Below are 22861 nucleotides of genomic sequence, written 5' to 3' on the forward strand. Positions count from 1 at the left end.
AGCAATCTATTTGCTCTGGGGGAGCTTACTCCCGACCACTGCGCGCCCTGGCATGCTGCAATGCTTCACATCCACTGAGCCGCAAGTGAAGGAAATAGGCGGGCATGTCAGTGCCAGCACTGGCTAAGCAAGCCAGAGCGTATAGTCTATGCCGTTTTGTATTGCGCTGGCGACCAGTGCCTGATTTTCAGGGCTATCGCAAAAACTGGCCAGCACACCGGCAGCACTGATTTTGCCTGTATTGAGCTGGTCGAGCCAGTAATCAAAACCGGTCTGGTCAGGCGCGCGGTGCAAGACGTTTTGATAGAAATTAGTAATCAGGGTGGCATTACTGGGGGCGACACCATACAGTTGCTGGAATTCAGGCGACTGGAAAAAACCGGCCGCAACCTGGGTCAGGCTGGAGCCCTTGTCCATGTCATTGATCCAGTAACCCAGGCCAACCAGATCAGGCTTGCGGTCAAATGCAGCCTGATACAAGCGATACACCTGGCCTGCCGTGCCATTGACATCCAGCGCCAGGGCCTGGTCCTTGAATTGCAGGCGCTCTATGCCAAAGAGCTGGTCCACACCTTCGCTACCAACGACATCGGTGATGGTCCATGACTGGCCATCCTTGCTCTTGCTGATGCTGTAGCTGGCACGCAGCCCGGTATACCTGGCCGTGTCCAGCCCATCGCCACCGGCCAGCAAGTCATTTCCCCCACCGCCTGTCAGCGTATCATTGCCGGCAAAGCCGTACAGGGAATCATTGCCTGCCGTGCCGGTGAGGGCTTCATTGCTCGTGCTGCCGTTGATGGTGATACCAATGAGGTCGCTGCCCAGCATGCTGACCGGGGTCCGGTTGCCATCGGCAAAACTCAGTATCTCTATCGAATATACAGTGTCAGTACCGTCGCGGTTGCTGGTTTTGTCCTGGATGGTGTAACTGCTGCTGGATGCATTGTAAGTGACGGTGTAGTCACCCGCATTGCCAGTGTAGATGGCAGTATCATTACCGTCGCCGCCATAGAGGCTGTCGTCACCGGCGCCACCGACCAGGGTGTCATTACCTGTCAGCCCATTGATGGTGTTATTGCCTGTGGTGCCCAGCAGATAATCATTGTCAGGCCCGCCATTGATAGTCAGGCTGGGCACAGCAAGCAACAACCCAGGGCGGATATTGATGACATCAGAAAATGACAGCAATTCTATGGAATAAAGAGTATCCGTACCGTCGCGGCTATTGACCTTGTCTGTCACAGTATAGCTGCTGCTGGCTGCATCATAGCTGACCGTGTAGTCGGCTATGCTGCCGGTGAAAAACGCGGTGTCAGTGCCATCGCCACCATACAAGCTGTCATTGCCAGCACCACCGCGCAAGTTATCATCACCGGCCAGGCCATTGATGCTGTCACTGCCTGAGGTGCCTGTCAGGGTGTCATTGCCTGTGCTGCCATTGATGGTCGTACCGCTGCCAGTACCCGCGTTGGGGTTGTTGATGAGGCTGGCAGGTGTCCTGGTGCCATCGGCAAACTTCAGGTTTTCAACCGAAAAAATCGTATCCGTACCATCACGATTGCTGACGCTGTCCCTGACGGTATAACTGTTATTGCTGACATTGTAAGTCACGGTATAGTCATTGATGTTTCCAGAAAAAACCGCCACATCATTGCCACCATCACCGTACAGAAAATCATTGCCGGCACCGCCATACAGGCTGTCATCACCGAGGCCACCGACCAGCGTATCATTACCGCCCCGGCCTTCGATACGGTCATCCTTGACGTCACCGATGAGCTGCTCATCCGTATCCCAGCCTACCAGATACAGCGGAGCGATCTTATTGTCCCAGATGTTGGTCACATTGGTCATGGTGGTAGGCTTGAGTGTCCAGCCCATGTCCTGCAACATGGCCAGTTCCAGCCGGCCTAACAGGTAACGTTCACCATAGATATAATAATAGCCGTTGAAATTGCTGGCCTCCAGCCAGGGCATCTTGCTGTCAGCCAAAGTGGGGCCCGTGCCCAGGTGATACATGCTCTGGCTGCCACCTACGCGCACCTCCACCGGCTCACCCAACAGGGCAACAACGGCAGGGCCACCCAGAGTGGCAGTATTATTGCTATTGATGCTCATGTATGAATCCCAGACAGATTCATAATTGCCTGGCAATTTACCAAATTCATCACGGTTGCCAAGAAAACCCATGCCATGCAAAATCTCGTGCAAAATCCCCGTGAAAGCATCGACCTTATTGGCATCGACCTTGCCGCCTATGCTATTGGCAATATTGGGGTCCCAGTACAGACCACTGGCATAGGATGAGGTTGGGTCGATATTGATAATCAGGTCAGGCTTGTCCGGAGAGGGATCGACACCCGTGCGTGATTCTGTAGCTTGCGAAGCTTCATACACATCCAGGCCATTTTTCTTGCCAAGATAGGCGGACGTGTAAGTACCACTAAAACGCCCGGTAGAAGTGATATCTGCATTGACTTGGATATCTATCGTGCCCTTGAAGACCACAAACTGATCGAGATATTTGATTGCCGCATTGATGGTGGCAGCCAGCAGCGGCAAAGCTGCCAATTTCCCTGCGACATCTTTATAAGTGATATTGACGTTTGGCATGAGCAGACACCCTGGCGAGCATGATTTACTCACCAGCATATACTACGAACTTCAATAGATACAATCAAAAACAGGGAATAACAACAGATCTTAGAAGCAAGCTCATGCCAAGTTTTTCCCTGACTACTCGCTTCTGCGTTGAGATTATTGGTCTTGACCCTGGCAATAAAAAATCGGTGTGTTACAACGCAAACCGCGCCGATGATGCATAGATCAGAAATCTCACTTCGCCTTCTTTACCCACAACATAGCTGGCCGCAATGAGCCAAAAGAAATCAGCGTAGCCAGCCCGCCCACCAGTTTTGATCCCAGGAACTGAATGTCGCTGCAGCCGCTTTTTGTAAAGCTGGTGGCATATTCCTTGCCGTGACGAATATCATCGATGAGTGCCTGGCCACCAGGTTTGAGGACGCGAGCAATTTCTGCAATCGCCTTGGCGCGCTCTTCAGCGTCGTAGAGATTGTGGATCGCAAAGCGTGAAACGACGTAATCAAAACTGCCATCGGCAAAAGGCAGCTTGCGCATGTCGCAGGTCTGTATATTGACCTTGTCGGCGACGCCTTCACGGTGAGCGTTTTCCAATGTGGCGCCGGGCGTGTTACCTGAGAGGTCTTCACTTTGCCACAGATCTATGCCGGTAGCCTTACCTGTAGTGAGACGCCTGGCGGCAGCATTAAGCAAGAGCCCACGACCACAGCCTATATCAAGCACTTGCTCATCTCCTTTCCATTGCAGGCGTTGCAGCATCTCTTCACGACCACGGATTTTACCTATCTTGCTATCCCAGAGCATCCACAAGGCAGTAAAAATCATGCCCAAGCCTGTGGCTAAACCAGTACCAGCCAGATCGACATCAACATTGCCAAGACCGACAGGAACGACCAAATGGCCGGACCAGTAATCCAGTTTGACACTAGCCCAGCAAGCCAGGCCGACAGCAGCAAAAATCAACAGATTGCGTATCACGCCCGGCGCATCGATACCATAGTCAGGACGTTCAACATTAGCCTTGTTCATATACTGTCCTTTGTGAACTGGTTGGAATGGGATGATTATCTACACATAGACGCGCATGCGACAGTGGAGCGTGTCACCAGTATTTGATGACATTTGTCATTTTGAGGCGGGGCTGGGCTGTAGCACGCAAGGTGCCTTGGAAAATGTAGGTACGATTAGCAGCGCGTAATCGTACGCATGCAATACGGCGCAATCGAGAAATATAAACGAATAAAAAAAAGATTTTGCGTTCCTCCATAAAACCATATAAACCATCAACTTGAATCGCCAATCAATTTCACATGGTGAACATTCTCTTTTATCGAGGCGCCTGCAGTTATTTGACATACCTACGCGGGATGCTGTGCCTTCCGTAGGATGCGTTGCAACGCACTGGCTGTGATGGTAAAACGAATATGGGAGCAATGCAGAGAACGGTGCGTTATAACGCACCCTACTGGCTGTCTCTTCTGTAGGAGCGGCTTCAGCCGCGAATAGCCTGTGCGCAAAGTATCTGATATTGAGCATGGCTCATGCCGCAAAAATTTCGCGGCTGACGCCGCTCCTACCGGACAGCAGAAATTGAAATTACATCCACCTTACTCCAACATCCCCCTTAACACATCCCTTGAATCAAACGCCGCCCGGCGCAAACGGTCATTCACGCCTTGCCAGTCTTTGTCTTGCGGCAGGGCTTCTACCAAAATCAAATCTGCATTGGCATGATCGAGTTCGCGCAGACCTGCGTACAGGTCATGGGCATAGCCTACCGGGTCGGCTGGCAGGTGGCGCCATGCTTCTGCGTGGATGGCAGGGTGGGCCTGGTAGCTCATGAGGGCGAGCTTTTTGTTTTTGGCGTGCAGGCGGTTGACGGTGTCGTCCAGTTCTGCAGCTTCGACCAGGATCACAGGCGTATGCGGTGCATAGTGGGCGTCCAGTGTGCCAGAAGCGCGTGGGGCGGCAGCGTCTGGGGCGGCTGGGGTAACACCCAGCACGGCGGCCATTTGGGCGACGGTGATGTGACCGGGGCGCAGCAGTACAGGGCCGTGGGTGGCGAGGCGGCTGAGGTCAACTATTGTTGATTCTATACCGACGTCACTCTGGCCACCATCGAGTATGTGGGCGATGAGGCCACCGGGCTGTATCTCTTGCTCGAATTCTTCTTCTACGTGGGCTGCCATGGTGGGGCTGACGTGACCGAATTTATTGGCCGATGGCGCAGCCACACCGCCCTTGCCTGCCTTGAAGGCGCGCAAGAGTTCTTGTGCCACAGGGTGCGATGGGCAGCGTATGCCAACCGTGTCTTGCCCGCCGGAGACGGCGTCGGGGATATGGTCGGCGCGTTTCAAGATCAGGGTCAATGGACCGGGCCAGAAGGCGTCTATCAGTTGCTGCGCTTCTGCCGGGATATCCTTAGCCCAGTAGCTGATGTCAGCACCTGGGGCGACGTGAACAATCACAGGATGATTCGATGGCCTACCCTTGGCGGCGTAGATATTGGCAACGGCGACCGGGTTTTCGGCATCTGCACCCAGGCCATACACGGTCTCGGTCGGGAAGGCGACCAGTTGGCCGCTTTCCAGTGCTTGTGCTGCCTGTGCGATTGCCTCAGGCGTACTGGCTTGCGACTTCATGCCCACTCCGGTGCGGCGATGCCAAGGATGGCGCACACCTTGCTGAGGTTGGCCTGGGCCGCTGGCATGGTCATGGCGACGAAAGTGATGTGCCCCATCTTGCGGGCACGGCGGGCTTCTACCTTGCCGTACAGGTGCAGGTGCGCACCGGGGATGGCCAGCACCTGGTCCCAGGCGGGTTCACGCATGGTGTCGGTGTCGCCTTCATACCAGACATCGCCCAGGAGATTGAGCATGGCCGCAGCAGAATGCTGGCGCACATCGCCCAGCGGCAATTGCGCGAGCGCCCTGACCTGTTGCTGGAACTGGCTGGTGATGCAGGCATCGATCGTGTAGTGGCCGCTATTGTGCGGGCGTGGTGCCATTTCATTGACGACCAGGCTGCCATCCTTGAGGACGAAGAATTCTATGCACAGCACGCCGACATAACCCATCTCGGCAATGATGTGCAGGGCAGCAGCTTGCGCCTTGCTGGCAACATCTGCTGACACATGGGTGCTGGGGGCGATGGTGGTGAACAGGATGCCATCGCGGTGGACGTTTTCTGCGATGGGGTACACGACTGCTTCGCCATCAACGCCACGGGCAACGAGGACAGACACTTCATAGGCCAGTGGCAGCATTTTTTCCAGCACGCAAACCTGGCCGTTCATGCCTGCGAAGGCAGCAGCGAGTTCGGCGCGGTCACGTACTCGCACCTGGCCTTTGCCGTCATAACCCATGCGCACGGTTTTCAAAATGCCGGGCAAGAGCTCATCGCTGACCTTGGCGACGTCGTCCTGGTTAGTGATGCCCCAGTGTGGAGCTGGATAAACATGCGTGGTCGCGCCACAGCGGGTGAAGAAATGTTTTTCTGCGAGGCGGTCCTGCGCGATGGAGACGCATGCGGCAGCCGGAGCGACGAAGCTGGTTTGTGCCAGCAGGCTCAGGCTGTCTGCCGGAACGTTTTCAAATTCGGTGGTAACGGCCTTGCTGACTTTGGCCAGCGCCATCAGGCCAGGGTGGTTTTCATAGCCAGCCTGGATATGCTGGTCGGCCACCTGGGCGGCTGGGCAACCTGCTTCTGGTTCCAGCACGGCCACCTGGTAACCCATGGCTTGCGCCGCCTGGGCAAACATGCGGCCCAGTTGGCCACCACCCATGATGCCCAGGCAACTGGCGGGGGTGTTGGGTAGCAATGGCTGGCGGGGCTGGGCGGGCTGTGGATGAGTGGTCATGGTAGTGATTTCAAACTAGGGATCGTTTGTACACAATAGTACAAATCAAATGGGATACGGATATTTAGGCGGATCGAAATCCGGGTTGCGATATCAAGTTTTCGTTAATTGGCCGCGTACGTAAATTGGCCGGACCGTAGGTTGGGCTACGCTTCACCAGCCCAACACTGGGCCTCAACAAACGTATACGTGATTCAAACGCCGAGTGTTGGGCTGATAAGACATAGCCCAACCTACGAGGTTAACTCAACCTACGATCATTTACTCTCAAACCGGCAACACCATATCCCGTGCAACTTGCGTTTGCTTTTCGCGGAACTCGATCAATCTGGCGGCCAATGCATCATCGGTCGTCGCCAGCATTGCAATCGCAGCCAGGGCGGCGTTTGCTGCGCCTGCCTCACCTATTGCAAAAGTCGACACCGGTATGCCTTTGGGCATTTGCACGATGGACAGCAATGAATCTTCGCCACGCAGGTATTTGGATGGCACGGGCACACCCAATACTGGCACGATGGTCTTGGCAGCGATCATGCCCGGCAAATGGGCTGCACCGCCAGCACCGGCGATGATGGCGCGCAGGCCGCGCTCACGAGCGGTTTCTGCGTAGCTGAACATTTCATCTGGCATGCGATGGGCCGAGACGACTTTGGCTTCAAAGCCTATGCCAAATTCCTTGAGGATGGCGACGGCGTTTTGCATGACGTCCCAGTCTGAGGATGAACCCATGACGACGCCGACGACAACTTTATCTTTAATAGTCATATCATCAGTCCTTCAGGCTTTCGCCAGTCAGACGTTCCAGTGCTTCGCGGTATTTGGCGGCAGTTTTTTGCACGACTTCATCCGGCAGGGCTGGTGCTGGTGCGGTTTTTTTCCAGCTAGTGATGGTTTCCAGATAATCACGCACGAACTGTTTGTCAAAAGACGGTGGTGAAATGCCGGTGGCATAAGAATCAGCAGGCCAGAAGCGGGAAGAATCAGCGGTCAGCACTTCATCCATCAAATGCAGCACGCCATTGTCATCGAGACCAAATTCAAACTTGGTGTCGGCGATGATGATGCCGCGGGTGGCGGCGTATTCTGCGGCTTCAGTATAGAGCTGTATGCTGATGTCGCGGATCTTGGCAGCCAGTTCTGCGCCTATACGTTGCTCGGTTTCTGCATAGCTGATGTTTTCATCATGCTCACCCATTTCTGCCTTGGCAGCAGGAGTGAATATAGGCGCTGGCAACTTGGCTGCCTGTGGCAAACCTGCTGGCAATTGTATGCCGCAGATTGCGCCTGTATCCTGATAATCTTTCCAGCCTGAACCGATGATGTAGCCACGTACCACGGCTTCTACCATGATGGGCTTGAGGCGTTTTGCCACAACTGCACGGCCTTTAACTTGTGCCACTTCATCTGCTGATACGACGGATTCTGGTGCAACACCAGTCAGGTGATTAGGCACGATGTGGCCGAGCTTTTCAAACCAGAAATTCGCCATCTGGTTCAGCACGCGGCCTTTGTCAGGAATGGGCTCATTCATGATGACATCGAATGCGGACAAGCGGTCACTGGTGACGATGAGCAGCTTGTCGTCGCCGACAGCATAATTGTCACGTACCTTGCCACGGCCCAGCAAAGGCAGGGAATGAAGAGTGGAATTGATTTGCGTAGTCATGAGGGATTTCTTTATTTCGTCAGATAGGGTTTACACAGAATTGTTGGTGGCTTGGTAGGTATACCTTGTAGGTTGGGCTACGGGGTATCAGCCCAACACTCGGCGCTTAAATAACGTATACATTTTTTGAGGCCAAGTGTTGGGCTGGTAAGACGTAGCCCAACCTACGAGACTAGCCCAACCTACAAACACCCCAACCACTAACAACAATTTTGTCTAAACCCTGAACTCCCCCACTCCGGCTCACACCGGAATGAGGAAACAAACTTATTTCTTAATTTACAATCTGCGCCAAAGCGCCTTTTTTGTACTGCTCTGCCACTTTTTCCAATGCCATAGGCTTGATCTTGCCTGCCTGGCCTTCGCAGCCGAAGGACAAATAACGTGCCTTGCAGACCAGCTTCGCTGCTTCACGCGCTGGCTTCAAATAATCACGTGGATCAAACTTGGATGGGTTTTCAAACATGTAGCGACGGATCGCGCCTGTCATTGCCAGACGGATGTCGGTGTCGATGTTGATCTTGCGCACACCGTTCTGGATGCCGATGACGATTTCTTCCACTGGCACGCCATAAGTTTCTTTCATGTCGCCACCGAACTGGCGGATTTCATCCAGCAGTTCTTGCGGTACGGAAGAAGAACCGTGCATGACCAGATGTGTATTAGGGATGCGCTGATGGATTTCCTTGATGCGGTCTATCGCCAGGATATCGCCAGTAGGCTTACGAGAGAACTTGTAAGCACCGTGGGAAGTACCGATGGCAATTGCCAGGGCATCGCATTGTGTCTGTTTGACGAAGTCAGCAGCTTGCTGCACGTCGGTCAGCAATTGTTCGCGCGTCATTTTGCCGTCGGCACCGTGGCCGTCTTCCTTGTCGCCCATCATGGTTTCGAGAGAACCGAGCACGCCCAGTTCTGCTTCTACCGTGACGCCGATGGAGTGGGCAAACTTGACCACTTCACGCGATACTTCGACATTGTATTCATAGCTGGCGACGCTCTTGCCGTCTTCTTCCAGCGAACCATCCATCATCACGGACGTGAAACCGGATTTGATCGCAGCCATGCAAACTGCTGGCGACTGGCCGTGGTCCTGGTGCATGACGACGGGGATGTGCGGGTAAGCTTCTACCGCGGCTTCGATCAAATGACGCAAGAATGCTTCGCCAGCATATTTGCGGGCACCGGCAGAGGCTTGCATGATGACAGGTGCACCAACTTCATCGGCGGCCTGCATGATGGCGGTGACTTGCTCCAGGTTGTTGACGTTGAAAGCTGGCAGACCGTAACCGTTTTCGGCGGCGTGGTCCAGCAATTGACGCATGGATACGAGTGGCATAATTAACTCCAGATTGCTTTATAAAAAAATCTTTGTCCCTGCTACGCTTGGTTCTCGCCTACCCTGACAATTTTCATTGCATTGGTGCCGCCGACCTGCCCCATGGGTTCACCCCAGGTGACCACGATCATGTCACCCTTGGTGACGATGTTGTTTTCGAGCAAAACAGTTTCGGCAGACTTCAACACCACTTCCCTGTCATCAGAGTAAGGCAGATTGAAGGTCTGGACATTGCGGTACAACGCTGCCTTGCGCTGGGTAGCGACACTAGGTGTCAGTGCAAACAGCGGCACATCAACACTGTGGCGGCTCATCCACAAGGCAGTAGAACCCGATTCGGTCAGGGCCACGATGGCTTTCACACCCAGGTGGTGCGCTGTGAACAGCGCGCCATAGGCGATGGACTGGTCGATACGGGTAAAGGTCATGTTGAGGAAGTCGGCGTCAAGCTTGTTTTCCTGGAATTTTTCAGCTTCCAGGCAAATCAGCGACATCGCTTCCACGGTTTCTACAGGGTATTTGCCAGATGCGGTTTCTGCCGAAGTCATGACGGCATCAGTGCCATCCAAAACAGCATTGGCCACGTCGGACACTTCAGCGCGGGTAGGCACGGCATTGACGATCATGGATTCCATCATCTGGGTGGCAGTAATCGCCACCTTGTTGGAAGCACGCGCCATCTTGATCATGCGTTTTTGCAATGCTGGTACAGCGGCATTGCCGACTTCTACAGCCAGGTCACCACGGGCGACCATGATGCCGTCGGATGCATCCAGTATCTCTTGCAGCAGCGGGATCGCTTCTGCACGTTCTATCTTGGCGATCATCATGGGTTTGTGGTTGTAAGGCTCACCCGCGATATTCGAGAGTTGCCTTGCCATTTCCATGTCAGTCGCATTTTTTGGGAAAGACACGGCGACATAATCGGCCTGAAAAGACATCGCTGTCTTGATGTCTTCCATGTCCTTGCCGGTCAGTGCCGGTGCTGTCAGGCCACCGCCCTGGCGGTTGATGCCCTTGTTGTTGGACAGCTCGCCACCTATCTTGGTGACGGTATGGATTTCATTGCCTACGACTTTTTCAACGACCAGCACGATGAGACCATCATTGAGCAAAAGCAGGTCACCATTTCTGACATCACGTGGCAGAGCTTTGTAATCAAGGCCAACGCGTTCTTGCGTACCCATGGTGCAGTCTGCATCGAGGATGAACTTGTCGCCGTTTTCCAAGTTGATACGGGAATTTTCAAACTTGCCGATACGGATTTTAGGGCCCTGCAAATCAGCCATGATGGCGATTTCGCGGCCACACTCTGCTGCTGCCTGGCGCACCATGGTGGCCCGGTCTATATGATCCTGCGCCTTGCCATGCGAGAAATTCAACCTCACCACATTCACCCCGGCACTAATCATGCGCTTGAGCGTGGCCAGATCATTCGAAGCTGGGCCTATGGTGGCAACAATCTTGGTGGCACGTGACATCTGGTCTCCTGAAAATTTTTTTATATGTTGATTACATAAAACCTGAAAAACTTATTAAGACCGAAAAGCTCACCACAGAGACACAGAGGGGGCACAGAGGGTCACCGAGAAAACCCACTACTTTGAAAGCTCTCAAGCTTTTCTCTTGCCTTTCTCTGTGCCTCCGTGTATCTGTGGTTAGGGGTTTTAGTCTTGATTTTGAATCAAATTATTTCACAGCGCGTTGCAACAAAATTTCTACTGCCGGCAGGGTTTTGCCTTCCAAAAATTCCAGGAAAGCGCCGCCGCCTGTGGAGATATAGCCTACCTTGTCAGCGATGTTGTACTTGGCAATTGCGGCCAGGGTGTCGCCACCGCCAGCAATCGAGAAGCCTGCTGAATCGGCAATTGCCTGCGCCAGCACTTTTGTGCCGTTGCCGAACTGGTCGAATTCAAATACGCCGACCGGGCCGTTCCAGACTATCGTGCCTGATTTTTTGATTTGTTCTGCCAGCAGGGCTGCTGTCGTCGGGCCTATGTCGAGGATCATGTCGTCATCCTGCACATCTGCCACTGACTTGACGGTTGCTACTGCAGTTGGCGAGAATTCTTTGGCACACACCACATCAGTCGGGATAGGCACCGACGCACCGCGTTTGGCCATCATGGCTATGATGGCCTTGGCTTCTTCCACCAGGTCTGCTTCTGCCAGCGACTTGCCTATCTTCAGGCCAGATGCCAGCATGAAGGTGTTGGCAATGCCGCCACCGACGATGAGCTTATCGACCTTGTCAGCCAGCGATTTCAAAATAGTCAGTTTGCTCGATACCTTGGAACCAGCCACGATAGCCACCAGCGGGCGCGCAGGTTGACCCAGCGCCTTGCCCAATGCATCAAGCTCGGCGGACAACAGCGGGCCAGCACAGGCAACTGGGGCAAACTTGGCGATGCCGTGGGTAGTTGCTTCTGCACGGTGGGCAGTGCCAAAGGCATCATTCACATACACATCGCACAGGGCAGCCATCTTTTGCGCCAGCGCATCGTCGTTTTTCTTTTCGCCCTTGTTGACGCGGCAGTTTTCCAGCAAGACCACCTGGCCTGGTGCTACATCAACACCATCCACCCAGTTTTGCTTCAACTCTACATTCACGCCCAGCAATTCAGACAAGCGCTTGGCAACTGGTGCCAGGGTATCTTCTGCCTTGAATTCCCCCTCAGTCGGGCGACCCAGATGCGAAGTCACCATCACGGCAGCACCTGCCTGCAAAGCCTGCTGTATCGCTGGCACCGAGGCGCGGATACGGGTATCTTCGGTAATATTGCCGTCATCGTCCTGAGGAACGTTCAAATCGGCGCGGATGAAAACACGTTTGCCCTGGAGCTGGTTTGCTGCGATCAGGTCACTGAGTCGGTTGAATTGCATCGTGATATGGAGTTGGCAAGGTTGAAGGGTGGCGCCCCTGTCTAGGCCAGCCATGATGCTGCACATGGCAAAGCCTGACAAAACACGACGCCGGGATATTTCAAGACTTACACAAAGCCGCTATCGCGCCATGTTGCTGCATGGCCGGAACAATCTTGTGTAAGCCTTATGGATAAGTCCATGATTGCAAAAGTCCCCAGCCCGCTATTTTACCAAAGCCCGCTTGCAGACCATACGGTTTTGCACGGGTTTTGCGAGTTTAATGTGGAAATTGGTAGTAAATTGATATTTATTTGATTGAATTACTTCGACTTGGGGATGGTGCGTAGGTTTGATTGGGGATGGATGAGGATTGATGGGTAATCAGTACGGTCGTGCTTTTGTATGATTTTTATCAATTTGCCATGCTAAATGCGTTTATTGGCTTATATACATCAACGGGATGTCCACAGCCGAAGCTGCTACACGCCAGCACAACCGCCGCCCATAGTTACGTCATTCCAGCGTGCTTTTGGCAGGAATCTAGCGGCTTTTGTTGCATGCTGTGACCCTATTAATTTCAGATTCATCGTGATTGTGTATTGGCAGTTTTAATTACGTGTGAAGGTATTTGAAAATCCGAATGCTCGAACACTAGAGATCAGAAATTAGCTCACGCAATAGATTGCCACGAACGCCACTGGATTCCAGCCAAAAGCATGCTGGAATGACCTAGCTAAGGAAACAGTTTTATTATCAATTCAGGCTTCGACATGGGCCGTGAGTATAAGGCGTGGCGCACAGCAAAGCCATAGCCCTCATCCCAGATCACAACCCCAACCGAATATAAGTAAACACCGCCATCCCAAAAAATATCGTCTGCAACATATTCTTGCGCACCAAAAAGAACGCCGTTGCCAGCAAGCCCGCCAGCAGGCGCGGGTTTTGCAAGCCGACTTCGACCTGGCCATTGGTCAACAACAAATCAGGCACAATAATCGCGGCCAGTGCGCAAGCGGGGGCATAGCGCAGGGCTTCCTGCACGCGCTTGGGCAGGTTGATGTGATGCCCCACCAGCCAGAAGCCGCTGCGGGCAATAAAGGTAGCCAGAGTCAGCAGGCCGATGACGAGCCAGATTTCCCAATCGCTCATGCTTGTTCCCCATTGTTCTTGCCAGCGGCTACTTTTTTACCGTCCAGGTATTCTTCCAGCATCATGGCCGTGCCCATGCCCAGCAAGACAGCCAGCAAGAGGCCCAGTTTGTAGGGCATATTCACGGCAAGCAGGGCCACGGTGCCAGCCACGACGACACCGGCAAAAGCGGCGCGGTTGATGATCAGCGGCAGCATGATGCACAGGATGGCCAGTGTGCCAGCAAAGCCCAGGCCCCAGCTGGTGGGCACCTGGCTGCCTAACAGGATACCAATGACCGAGCCGATTTGCCAGGCTGCCCAGTTAGGGAATACCAGGGCCTTGAGGTAGGCCAGCTTGCCTTTTTCCTCGGCAAATTCAGGATAACGCTGCATGAACAGGCCGACAGAGATGTCGCCCGTCAAAAAGCCCAGCCAGGCTCGGGTACGCCAGGGCAGATGTGAAAAATGGGGGGCGAGAATGGCAGAAAATATCAAAAAGCGCAGGTTCACCACCAGGGCAGTGGCGAATATCACCCAGGCTGGGGCATGGGCAGCAATCAGGGGGAGCGAGGCGAGCTGGGCTGATCCGGCAAAGACCAGCAGGGTCATCCCCAGGGCTTGCGGTAATGTCAGACCAGCCTTGATCATGGCGATACCAACCACCAGGCCCCAGGCACCAACGCCAAACCAGGTGGGCCCGCCTACTCTCAAACCTTCCTTGAACGCGGCCTTGTCTGATTCAAATGACATGAGAGTGTAGATGTAGCGGGAAAGTGCATCATTGTAGCTTGGAAACAAAAAGCTTGCCGACGGTGCTGAATTTGTGAGCAGATTGATAAATTCTCAAAGCCTCACAAACCCATACGATTTTAAATTTCATGCAATACATTGCAATTTCGTAGATTGGGCTGCCCGCCCCGCCAATCCATGGTTCGTAGGTTGGGCTACGGGCTATCAGCCCAACACTGGGCCTCTGCAAACGTATACGGTATTTAAGCGCCGAGTGTTGGGCCGGGCCTCGCTAGGCTGGTAAGGCGTAGCCCAACCTACCGAGGCCCGGCCCAACCTACAATTTTGCCGGATCACGCTAAATCCCTGGCTACACAGCATGACCACCCACCAGCACGAATACCCCCAGCCACCCCATAATCCGTTAAAATCCCGTTAGCAATGCTTATTTGGAAGTAATCCAGCGTCGCCAGCATGGCGAGCAAGCTTCCAGCACCATTTTTATTTACGGAGTCTCCATGTCCACCACAGCCAGCACCACCAATAACGTCGTCGAACTGCAAGCCACGGATTTGCCTGCGCACTGCCCTAACCCGGCCATGCCGCTGTGGTCTTCGCACCCGCGTGTCTATCTCGATCTGTCGCATGGCGGCACGGCCACTTGCTCTTACTGCGGCACGCAATACAAGCTGGCAGCAGGCGTAGTACTCAAAGCCCACTAATCCTCTTCCCCCATCATGGCCGCTAAAAAACAGTTGAATGGCAGTGCCGACGAAGTCGAAGCGGCTTTTTATGATGCACTCAGCCGTGCCGATCTCGATGGCATGATGGCCCTGTGGGCCGAGGATGAAGAAATAGTCTGCATACACCCCGGCGCCCCCAGGCTGATAGGCCATGCGGCCATACGCAGTTCATGGGAAGGTATTTTTGAGCGCGGCAGTGTGCAGATACGGCCTTTGCAATTGCATGCCACCCACAATATGCTGACTGCGGTACACAGCATCGTCGAAGAATTCCAGCGCCCCAGCGACGGTAACCAGGACGTACATATCCTGGCCACCAATGTGTATGTCAAGACACCGCGCGGCTGGCGCATCACCATGCACCATGCCTCGGTCGCTTCTGGCAAGCCGCCGCTGGACATGTTCAAGGCCAGCATCCTGCATTAATGAAGCATCAATGAAATACCTTTCCCCTCGCTGGTTACCCGGCGGCCATTTGCAAACCATCTACCCGGCCTTGTTTATCAACAAGCCCGTGACACCGCTGCGGCGTGAACGCTGGACCACGCCGGATAATGATTTCGTCGACATCGATTTTCTCGATGGCGAGCCAGGCAAACCCTTTGTCGTGCTCTTCCATGGTCTCGAAGGTTCCAGCGACAGCCACTATGCGCGTGCCATGATGGCAGCCTTGCGCGAACGCGGCTGGTCAGGGGCGATACCGCATTTTCGGGGATGCTCAGGCGAGCTGAACCAGGCACCGCGCTTTTATCATTCTGGCGATGCGCAGGAAATAGGCTGGATCATAGAACGCCTGTACCAGCAATTCCATCACCAGCATGACGGTGGCAAATTTTATGCAGCGGGCGTCTCGCTGGGCGGCAATGCCCTGCTGCGCTGGCTGGGTGAATCGCAGCACCATGCCGAGATCGTCAATGCAGCTTGCGCCGTCTCGGCCCCGCTTGATCTGGCGCAAGGTGGGGCTTCGTTGTCCAGCGGTTTCAACATGATCTACACCCGCATGTTTTTAAAGACACTGAAACCCAAGTGCCTGCAAAAGCTGGAGCAATTCCCTGGTCTGTTCAATAAAACCGCCATGCTGGAAGCCAAGGACTTGTATGAGTTCGACAATGTCGTCACCGCGCCCCTGCATGGCTATCTCGATACTGATGATTATTGGCACAGGGCCAGCGCCAAGCATATACTGGGGGACATTACCGTACCGACCCTGGTGCTGAATGCCAAAAATGACCCCTTCTTGCCGGGCCAGCATTTGCCCACGCAAGCAGCCAGATGCGTGACGCTGGAATACCCTGATCATGGCGGCCATGTGGGCTTTGCGGCAGGCAGCGTACCAGGTCATTTGAACTGGTTGCCGCAAAAAATACTGAATTTCTTTGAGGCGAATAGCTGATGGATGAGATCGTCAAGGCAGCCATGGCCAAGTGGCCCAATGTACCGCACTGCTATGGCTGGCTGGCGCTGGATGCGCGTGGCAACTGGCGCATGCGCGACGAGCGCAGCCAGACCCTGGACCTGCCTGGCGACATCATCCGCCACCCCACCCTGTTGGCTTTCATCAGCCGCAATTATCTGTGCAATGAAGAAGGTTGCTGGTATTTCCAGAATGGCCCGCAACGTGTGTATGTCGACCTGACAGCCACGCCCTACATCGCCAACACTACCGCAGACGGCAGCTTTGCCCTGCAACACGGGGCACAGGCTTTCACGCCCGAGCTGGCCTTTCTTGACCCACAAGGCAGGCTACAACTCAGCAGCGGCACTACCCTGGCCCAGGTCGATGACCGCGACCTGGCACTCTGCCTGCCCTGGCTGACACTGGACCAGCAAGCCATTAGCGATGAAGCCTTATTGCACTGGCTGGAAGATGCCAGCACACCAGGTGAATTGCAATTACACCCACCGGGCATGCCTGGCTTGCGCCTGGAAGTGCAGCGCTGTGAAGAGGGGCAATTGATGCGGGAATTCGGGTTTGTGGCCAAGCCCAGAGCCGGGGATTGATAGGCCCTAGCTTATCCAGCTTCATGCTCCAAGGGCCACACTGTTCATGCTTATAGTAGCTGTCCGTGCTACTACTTTTTCGTCAAGCCATAACCCAGTTCTGTCAAATTCTTGCAGGCAGGCTCGCCGCTTTGGTAAAGCTTTCGCATCTCGTTTTCTATTCCTATTTTTACAGCGATATCCTGTGGCAAGCAAAAACCAGAGTGGACTTGCTTCCAGAGTATGGTGCGCAGCTTGCCTTCACTATCCTGGCGGGCAAGAATATAGAACTGCAAAGGCGGTTCGCGATCACTCATAGGCATATGCCAGGCGACAGTCAAGGCCGTACCACGCTGGAGTTTGAGGTGACCAATCAGGATTTCATGCAAATCATAATCAACAAAAAAATAACTGTTGATGTCCATGACATTGGGCTGCGTTGATGCAGGATAAGGCGGGCCTTCGCGAATATCATCAATAGATGCACGAAATAAAACGATGGACGTAGGTGCAGGCTGCGGCATGAGGCTGCAGCCTGCAAGCAGGCCAGTGATAATGAAGCAGAACAAAAGCCTGATCATGGATTTCACATACAAATCAAGGTGCAACTGCCAAGCCGCAGTTTGAGATAAGAAACAGGCATTGCGGATTAAACTATTCAGTTTGTGGCAAGTTAGCAGGATGCAATTCTGCACGTTTTTTCAATACTGCTGCAAACACTTGCGCCAGTTCCATTGCATCTTCACCGGCATGGTGGGTATGCGGCAAGCCTTCAAGATTGAGTGCATACTTGATCTTGCCCTTGCGGCTTTCCACCCATTCGCATCCAGTGAGCCCCATCCAATAACTGCGTAAATCCACGCCAGAACCGGTAGATCCAAACGGGCTGCTGCCAACGTAGCGCATGAAATACCAGTGTACAAACATGCCATCCCATACTGCAGGTGCTGCCAGAAATACCGGCCTGCCTATCTTGCGCAAGGAATTGACCCAATCATAAGCTGCGCGTATGGCTTGTGCGGCATCTGGCGCATTGCGGATCAAATGATCCCTGTCCAGCCCTGACACAGCCAGAGCAGCCGGATCAAACTCTTCTGATATAGGTTTGATCTCTGAGTAAAAACTCAGCTCAGGATGCCCCGCCACGGCCATGCCTAAAGAGATCATGCTATACAGGCCAGGGATGGGGCCATCTGCCTCGACATCGACGGCGATAAAGATCTCTGGCAGTTCTTTGATTTTTTCTGTCATGTCTATTACTTTACACAATCTGTTAACTGTTCATGTCACGCATGTTCTGGCTTGGTCTTACCCGCCCTCCACTCAAACATCTCAAACATCCAGGATTACCAAAACTATTGCTGTCGCTTGACCCTCTGGGATTTTACTCGCTTCCATTTGCTGTTGATCCAATGCTCTTCATAGCGATAGTTGTACTTGCCTTCCACCAGGCCATCATCGATTTTCCTGCTCACAGGCACGGGTATGTCACGGACGAGTTGATATATTGTTGAGACATGGTAGCAACAGCCACTTTTCTCATTAGTGATCAGGCGCTGGTGCTGCTTGTCGATTTGAAAGAAACCCAGGCTAGCGAATATCAAATTGGTCATGGGTTCGCTATGCACAAAGCCATCTTGCCAGCTCGACTTTAACAACACATCATAACTGGGACCATTGTAGGAAGATAAATTGCCATTGCGGATGGCGATGTCTTCTTTTCCATCAAAATTGAAGTCCCCGACCAGGATGGTCCCCTGCTCGCCATACACTGCTGGCTGATTGGGCGAAACTGGCGCAGCCTTGTATACGCTCAGGTAAATATTATTCATGGGGATCACCTGCAAAGGCGTGGCTTGCCCTTTTTTGCTGATGTACACCACGCCAGCTTCTTCGCAAGTGACACTGTCATCTTTTTTATCTGCATCGCACTTATTGAGCATGCGTATGCTGAAGTCATACCTGGTCGACACTTTGTGCAAGTCAAAGCGCCAGCCTTCTTCTGCAGGTTGATCCGGCTGTTGCAATAAGGGCTTCAAGGCCGCCAGCAAATCCAGGCGCTTGCGATAAACCTCAGCCAGACAAGCTTCACGTCCTTCGTTTTTTTCTTCACAGGTGCTGCGGTTGTCAGGCAGATTAGAATCAGCAGCAATCCACTCATGCTGCATCCTGCTGACGGCAGCGCGGTCTTTGGCCAGTTTCAGCAATTCCCCGTACTGCACACCGAGCTGCTCATCCAGGGCGGATAAAGCTGGGTCTGCACAGATGGTTTTTTCCACGGCAGTGGCTGCCCTGTCGCAATCAAAACTGGCGGCAGTGGCGGACAGGGTGATGCTGGTGCAGGCGAGGATAGCGCTCGCGAAAAGAAATTTAATACGGAGAACTGGCATAGTTAATGAACTCTCTGGCATGTCTACAACTGCAGGCTCAGTGCAGCTTTTTCCATATCTCTTGAATGATGACCATGGAAATGTCATCAGGATGGCGGCTGCCATCCTTGTCCTTTGCCATACACGAATCCGTCAGAGCCACATTGCCGCGCCACAGGCCGGTGTCATTGCGTATGCCCGTGCCCCAACCCATATGAAACTGGATCAGGTTTTCATACTTTGCATCCTTGACGCGCTGCTTGCTGGCATCATCAAGCTTGGCCAATATCTGCGTGGCAGCCTGCTCACAAGTGGTTGGCCAGGTATCGGCATCTGGATAGCGTTTGCAATTCTTGTCGTAACCATTCTTGCCTGGCGTGGCGCAGGTGGAAGTCGCCGGGCTGGCGTGACTGGTGCTGGCAGCATTAGCTGACGGCACCGCCGCATCTTGCGCCCATGCCGTACCGGCACAGGCTGCCATGACCGTTGTGATGGCCAGGCAAATGCCGGATAAAGTATTTTTCATTTTTTGTCTCTCTTATTTTCATATCAAACAAGCATCATACATGAAGCAAAACTTGCTGCTCATTATCTGAAAATTATTCTTCCACCCAGGGGCCATCGTCCCACCAGCCCTGGGCCAGGATGGTGGCGACGTCGTAGCTGCTATCATCGTTTTCCTCATACATAGGCAAACCCAAATTTGATGCCAGCTCCAAATTATACGATTTGAATGCCGCCTTCAATTCTTGCGGAATCTTTTGAGGATAGACCCAAAAGCAAACCAACTGATCTGCTTCATCAATCGCCAATAACTGGCGTGCCACCACCCTGCCCTCGGCATCACGGGCATACAAGACTTGCTTATTGGCATCGAGCAGGCAGGCGACAGTAGAATAATCACACAAGCCACCTATTCCAAGGCAGGTTCCCGCATAGCTACCCATCATCAACACTTCAAAGGGATCATGCTCAAACGCCAGCGTCAACTCGGCTTGTCCTATATGTACTTTGCGTAGCAGACCAGTCTGCCATATAGCCTGTTGAACACCTGGGTGTTTGGCATACCAGGCTCGATTGAGTGGATGCTGGATATAAGCCAGAGTATTGCCATTCCTGGCATTGATCAAAAATCGTCGCAGGCTTTGACGGTTACGCCCTGAAAAATGATTCATGCCTGCCAGTAAACGCAGGGCATGTCTGGCAGAAGCAGAAGCATCACGTAATTGGAAAGAGCCATCCATTTCTATCCAAAGTGCCGCTTCTATCGCGCGCAAGTGTAAGGCGGGTAATCGCGACAGAGCGAGTTTGCAATGCCTTGCTATTTGTTGTGGTGATAAATTCAAGTCTCCCGCCAGGTATTCACGCAGGCGACGCGGCAAAGGGCTATCCAGACCTGAGGCTGCACACAACTCCAGCAAACGCTGGCAAGCAGTTTGCGACGGCATTGACTGCCAGTCCAGCGTAAACCATTCAGTATTCAACTGTCTTCTCATGAAGAGCTGGCGACACTCAAAATGCAAACTCCCCAGCAAACAAGCAGTTTTAAAGAACCTGGCAGGCGTTGCTAAAAATGAGGTACGTAACAAAGACGGTGTCGCATTGGCAAGACTGTAGATACCATAAGTCAGTAAATTGACGTTATCTTCTCGGCGGCAGGCGCGTTCAAATTGCCGCCAGACGCGATCATCTAGTGCAAGAATTTCATGTCTTTTGTCTTCCGGCCAAGTCTCGATGATATTCACAAGACTATGTCCATAATCGATTTCAATGGAAAACGGCGGCAGACATAATCTATGCATCAGCGGCAAAAAATCATGCACCGCTTTTGGCAAGGTCAGTGCATTGCTCCATCCGCCGACAAACCAGCTCCATATCCGGGCGAGTTTATCTTGTCTCTCAGCAGTGAGGTTTATCAGCACATCATGGCAAAAAGAAAACAACTTCAAATAGACTTGCCACTTTGCCTGTAATTTTTCTTTCTCATCCTCATCAATAAATTTGTAGAAAATATTGAGCCAGGTCTCCGCAGCCTGCTGGCTAAATTTCTCCCAGCGAGTTTCACGCAATAGCTGAGCAAGACCAGGCAATTCGGCGCAATAATCCCATAAGAATACCCAAGATTTAATACCCGCAGCATCGCAAGCTCTTACTATTGCTTCTACAGGTACATCCTGGCAGTCATGTTTGGCGGTCAGCACATAGTCGCGCAATTCGCCAATATCACTAGACTCGTAGAGCAGGCAACCAATGAGACTATATTCCACACTCACTTGCCTGCCCAGGTTACGCAGAATATTGCGCAGGTAAAACTCAAAGCGCACATCATCTGCCGACAATCCATGCAAGCGCATGAGCTGCTCAACACTCATCTGCTGATCTGACAATTTTCCCTGCAGTTCACGCATCAGCACACGCAGGAAGATACTCTGGCGGATGGCAGGCAATAGTTGCGCCAGTTCTGCGGCATGGCATTGGTTAGGATTTAGTGCACACAGGCGTGCCAGCAAACCCAGGTTTTCTGAGCGACAGACATCATCTGCCTGCATGCCGCAATGCCTGTGCCATATCTGCAACCAAGCCAGTTGCTGTTCTGCGCTACAGGCACGCAATTGCCACAGGAAGTAGCGGCGAAAGCCATCCGGGAAAACCGGCAAGGCTTGCGCCGTCGTTTGCCAGTGGCGGAAAAACAGTGAGACAGTGGTCGGTGGCAACGCATCTGCTGCCAGCGCAATGAGCTGCCCTTGCGCATCCAGCGCAGGCAAGGCAGCAAAATCATGGCGAGCAAAAAAAGCATCGAGCAAGCGTTGGTCCGCCAGCCAGGCACACAAGTCCAAGGCAGGCAATGCAGGCTTGGGCGGCTGGTATTTGGTGCCACGAAATGCACGGGGGTGGGCCGCCGTGGCGATTGGTTTTTTAATTGCTGCAACTTGCGGCATGACTGGCGTCGTGCTGTTGCCAGGATCAGGCAGAGTCGCCCAAAATACCCTCCAAAAGGCTGGCCAGACACTGGCAAGATCTATGGCCTTTTGCAGGCTATGCCAGTCAGCCGCCAAGCTGGCAACCCGAGGGAACAGCCTGCTATCAAGTTCAGCCAGATTCACCTGACGCAAGCCTGGCTGCAAGACGCCATCGATATCATCACCTAGCAAGGCAATGATATGCCCTGGCTGGCGCAAGAGGCTGATTAAAATAGATTTGATGACAGGCGCTTTAGATGGCGCTGTCCTGGCTTTGACTGGGTGAGCTGATGGCATGTAAATAAAAAATGAAAATTCCTGGGGCAGAGCAATGACCAGCAAGCATCAACGCGCAATGCGCAATGCGCATGAGCTAGCATGGTCATGTCTTGCATATCCATTGAAACCATTTCATCTTATTGTGTCATCCACTGCATGGCACTACTTAGTAGGAGCGGCTTTAGCCGCGAATTCTTGCAGTATAAGCCGTGCGCTTCACTTGAGTTGATGCACGGGTTTTCGCGGCTAAAGCCGCTCCTACAGAGGATGCGCAAATTCTATGACTGAATAAGATCAGGGAATTGGTTTCAAGATTTCATTTTTTATTTCACATGCTTTTA

General features: G+C 53.1%; 20 protein-coding genes. 4 read left to right on the forward strand and 16 right to left on the reverse strand.

All coding sequences use genetic code 11. The annotated features are described in order from the left end of the window. Positions 1-123: 123 nt before the first annotated feature. From ACO0LC_RS10360 to ACO0LC_RS10410, 11 genes are all read right to left on the reverse strand, one after another. Positions 124-2613 carry a DUF4214 domain-containing protein gene (locus ACO0LC_RS10360; RefSeq protein ID WP_423002641.1) on the reverse strand — a complete coding sequence of 830 codons (2490 nt, stop codon included), beginning with the start codon at positions 2611-2613 and terminating at the stop codon, positions 124-126. A 222-nt stretch (positions 2614-2835) separates the two neighbouring features. Further along, the gene (locus tag ACO0LC_RS10365) at positions 2836-3630 is read right to left on the reverse strand and encodes a class I SAM-dependent methyltransferase (protein WP_423002643.1); all 795 of its coding nucleotides are present in this window, start codon (positions 3628-3630) and stop codon (positions 2836-2838) included. Between the two features lie 578 nt (positions 3631-4208). Beyond that, positions 4209-5243 carry an L-threonylcarbamoyladenylate synthase gene (locus tag ACO0LC_RS10370; protein ID WP_423002645.1) on the reverse strand — a complete coding sequence of 345 codons (1035 nt, stop codon included), beginning with the start codon at positions 5241-5243 and terminating at the stop codon, positions 4209-4211. After that, a complete protein-coding gene (locus ACO0LC_RS10375; RefSeq protein WP_423002647.1) occupies positions 5240-6460 on the reverse strand; it encodes a 5-(carboxyamino)imidazole ribonucleotide synthase in 1221 nt (406 codons plus the stop codon). The genes ACO0LC_RS10370 and ACO0LC_RS10375 overlap by 4 nt, the downstream gene beginning before the upstream one ends. Before the next feature lie 267 nt (positions 6461-6727). After that, a complete protein-coding gene (purE, locus tag ACO0LC_RS10380) occupies positions 6728-7225 on the reverse strand; it encodes a 5-(carboxyamino)imidazole ribonucleotide mutase (RefSeq protein WP_423002649.1) in 498 nt (165 codons plus the stop codon). A 4-nt stretch (positions 7226-7229) separates the two neighbouring features. Beyond that, positions 7230-8126, reverse strand: a complete 897-nt coding sequence (locus ACO0LC_RS10385) for a phosphoribosylaminoimidazolesuccinocarboxamide synthase (protein ID WP_423002651.1) — start codon at positions 8124-8126, stop codon at positions 7230-7232. Positions 8127-8400: 274 nt separating this feature from the next. Next, positions 8401-9465, reverse strand: coding sequence for a class II fructose-bisphosphate aldolase (fba, locus tag ACO0LC_RS10390; protein WP_110256738.1), 1065 nt, complete (start codon positions 9463-9465; stop codon positions 8401-8403). A gap of 41 nt (positions 9466-9506) precedes the next feature. After that, positions 9507-10946 (reverse strand): pyruvate kinase, encoded by a 1440-nt coding sequence (gene pyk / locus ACO0LC_RS10395; RefSeq protein WP_423002654.1) that lies wholly within the window; start codon positions 10944-10946, stop codon positions 9507-9509. 208 nt (positions 10947-11154) lie between these two features. Continuing rightward, entirely contained in the window at positions 11155-12348 is a 1194-nt protein-coding gene (locus ACO0LC_RS10400; protein WP_423002656.1) for a phosphoglycerate kinase, read from the reverse strand. Positions 12349-13155: 807 nt separating this feature from the next. Next, entirely contained in the window at positions 13156-13479 is a 324-nt protein-coding gene (locus tag ACO0LC_RS10405; protein WP_162059979.1) for an AzlD domain-containing protein, read from the reverse strand. After that, positions 13476-14210: an AzlC family ABC transporter permease gene (locus ACO0LC_RS10410; protein ID WP_423002659.1), complete on the reverse strand. Its 735-nt coding sequence runs from the start codon at positions 14208-14210 to the stop codon at positions 13476-13478. Before ACO0LC_RS10410 ends, ACO0LC_RS10405 begins: the two co-directional genes overlap by 4 nt. 497 nt (positions 14211-14707) lie before the next feature. Between ACO0LC_RS10410 and ACO0LC_RS10415 the strand changes: the two genes are divergently transcribed. The 4 genes from ACO0LC_RS10415 to ACO0LC_RS10430 are packed head-to-tail and all read left to right on the forward strand — an operon-like array spanning position 14708 to position 16933. Beyond that, positions 14708-14911 (forward strand): zinc-finger domain-containing protein, encoded by a 204-nt coding sequence (locus ACO0LC_RS10415; RefSeq protein ID WP_423002661.1) that lies wholly within the window; start codon positions 14708-14710, stop codon positions 14909-14911. Positions 14912-14926: 15 nt separating this feature from the next. Beyond that, complete coding sequence (locus ACO0LC_RS10420; protein WP_423002663.1) at positions 14927-15358, forward strand: YybH family protein; 432 nt, start codon at positions 14927-14929, stop codon at positions 15356-15358. Positions 15359-15368: 10 nt separating this feature from the next. Then, positions 15369-16325 carry a YheT family hydrolase gene (locus ACO0LC_RS10425; protein ID WP_423002665.1) on the forward strand — a complete coding sequence of 319 codons (957 nt, stop codon included), beginning with the start codon at positions 15369-15371 and terminating at the stop codon, positions 16323-16325. Continuing rightward, positions 16325-16933, forward strand: a complete 609-nt coding sequence (locus tag ACO0LC_RS10430; RefSeq protein WP_423002667.1) for a DUF2946 family protein — start codon at positions 16325-16327, stop codon at positions 16931-16933. The genes ACO0LC_RS10425 and ACO0LC_RS10430 overlap by 1 nt, the downstream gene beginning before the upstream one ends. Before the next feature lie 71 nt (positions 16934-17004). Here the strand turns inward: ACO0LC_RS10430 and ACO0LC_RS10435 are convergent, their stop codons facing one another. From ACO0LC_RS10435 to ACO0LC_RS10455, 5 genes are all read right to left on the reverse strand, one after another. After that, a complete protein-coding gene (locus tag ACO0LC_RS10435) occupies positions 17005-17493 on the reverse strand; it encodes a hypothetical protein (RefSeq protein ID WP_423002669.1) in 489 nt (162 codons plus the stop codon). A 73-nt stretch (positions 17494-17566) separates the two neighbouring features. After that, a complete protein-coding gene (locus ACO0LC_RS10440; protein WP_423002671.1) occupies positions 17567-18163 on the reverse strand; it encodes a hypothetical protein in 597 nt (198 codons plus the stop codon). Positions 18164-18267: 104 nt separating this feature from the next. Further along, the gene (locus ACO0LC_RS10445; protein WP_423002673.1) at positions 18268-19302 is read right to left on the reverse strand and encodes a lysozyme inhibitor LprI family protein; all 1035 of its coding nucleotides are present in this window, start codon (positions 19300-19302) and stop codon (positions 18268-18270) included. Positions 19303-19339: 37 nt separating this feature from the next. Next, complete coding sequence (locus ACO0LC_RS10450; RefSeq protein ID WP_423002675.1) at positions 19340-19807, reverse strand: DUF6794 domain-containing protein; 468 nt, start codon at positions 19805-19807, stop codon at positions 19340-19342. A 73-nt stretch (positions 19808-19880) separates the two neighbouring features. After that, positions 19881-22538, reverse strand: coding sequence for a hypothetical protein (locus tag ACO0LC_RS10455; protein ID WP_423002677.1), 2658 nt, complete (start codon positions 22536-22538; stop codon positions 19881-19883). Between the last annotated feature and the right edge of the window lie 323 nt (positions 22539-22861).

The sequence above is a fragment of the Undibacterium sp. JH2W genome (assembly GCF_049340425.1).
GTDB lineage: Bacteria > Pseudomonadota > Gammaproteobacteria > Burkholderiales > Burkholderiaceae_D > Undibacterium.

Excerpts from the sequence above, each read along its gene's own strand:
- ACO0LC_RS10360 (WP_423002641.1), bottom strand. The coding sequence starts at position 2,613 with ATGCCAAACGTCAATATCACTTATAAAGATGTCGCAGGGAAATTGGCA.
- ACO0LC_RS10365 (WP_423002643.1), bottom strand. The coding sequence starts at position 3,630 with ATGAACAAGGCTAATGTTGAACGTCCTGACTATGGTATCGATGCGCCG.
- ACO0LC_RS10370 (WP_423002645.1), bottom strand. The coding sequence starts at position 5,243 with ATGAAGTCGCAAGCCAGTACGCCTGAGGCAATCGCACAGGCAGCACAA.
- ACO0LC_RS10375 (WP_423002647.1), bottom strand. The coding sequence starts at position 6,460 with ATGACCACTCATCCACAGCCCGCCCAGCCCCGCCAGCCATTGCTACCC.
- purE (WP_423002649.1), bottom strand. The coding sequence starts at position 7,225 with ATGACTATTAAAGATAAAGTTGTCGTCGGCGTCGTCATGGGTTCATCC.
- ACO0LC_RS10385 (WP_423002651.1), bottom strand. The coding sequence starts at position 8,126 with ATGACTACGCAAATCAATTCCACTCTTCATTCCCTGCCTTTGCTGGGC.
- fba (WP_110256738.1), bottom strand. The coding sequence starts at position 9,465 with ATGCCACTCGTATCCATGCGTCAATTGCTGGACCACGCCGCCGAAAAC.
- pyk (WP_423002654.1), bottom strand. The coding sequence starts at position 10,946 with ATGTCACGTGCCACCAAGATTGTTGCCACCATAGGCCCAGCTTCGAAT.
- ACO0LC_RS10400 (WP_423002656.1), bottom strand. The coding sequence starts at position 12,348 with ATGCAATTCAACCGACTCAGTGACCTGATCGCAGCAAACCAGCTCCAG.
- ACO0LC_RS10405 (WP_162059979.1), bottom strand. The coding sequence starts at position 13,479 with ATGAGCGATTGGGAAATCTGGCTCGTCATCGGCCTGCTGACTCTGGCT.
- ACO0LC_RS10410 (WP_423002659.1), bottom strand. The coding sequence starts at position 14,210 with ATGTCATTTGAATCAGACAAGGCCGCGTTCAAGGAAGGTTTGAGAGTA.
- ACO0LC_RS10415 (WP_423002661.1), top strand. The coding sequence starts at position 14,708 with ATGTCCACCACAGCCAGCACCACCAATAACGTCGTCGAACTGCAAGCC.
- ACO0LC_RS10420 (WP_423002663.1), top strand. The coding sequence starts at position 14,927 with ATGGCCGCTAAAAAACAGTTGAATGGCAGTGCCGACGAAGTCGAAGCG.
- ACO0LC_RS10425 (WP_423002665.1), top strand. The coding sequence starts at position 15,369 with ATGAAATACCTTTCCCCTCGCTGGTTACCCGGCGGCCATTTGCAAACC.
- ACO0LC_RS10430 (WP_423002667.1), top strand. The coding sequence starts at position 16,325 with ATGGATGAGATCGTCAAGGCAGCCATGGCCAAGTGGCCCAATGTACCG.
- ACO0LC_RS10435 (WP_423002669.1), bottom strand. The coding sequence starts at position 17,493 with ATGATCAGGCTTTTGTTCTGCTTCATTATCACTGGCCTGCTTGCAGGC.
- ACO0LC_RS10440 (WP_423002671.1), bottom strand. The coding sequence starts at position 18,163 with ATGACAGAAAAAATCAAAGAACTGCCAGAGATCTTTATCGCCGTCGAT.
- ACO0LC_RS10445 (WP_423002673.1), bottom strand. The coding sequence starts at position 19,302 with ATGCCAGTTCTCCGTATTAAATTTCTTTTCGCGAGCGCTATCCTCGCC.
- ACO0LC_RS10450 (WP_423002675.1), bottom strand. The coding sequence starts at position 19,807 with ATGAAAAATACTTTATCCGGCATTTGCCTGGCCATCACAACGGTCATG.
- ACO0LC_RS10455 (WP_423002677.1), bottom strand. The coding sequence starts at position 22,538 with ATGCCATCAGCTCACCCAGTCAAAGCCAGGACAGCGCCATCTAAAGCG.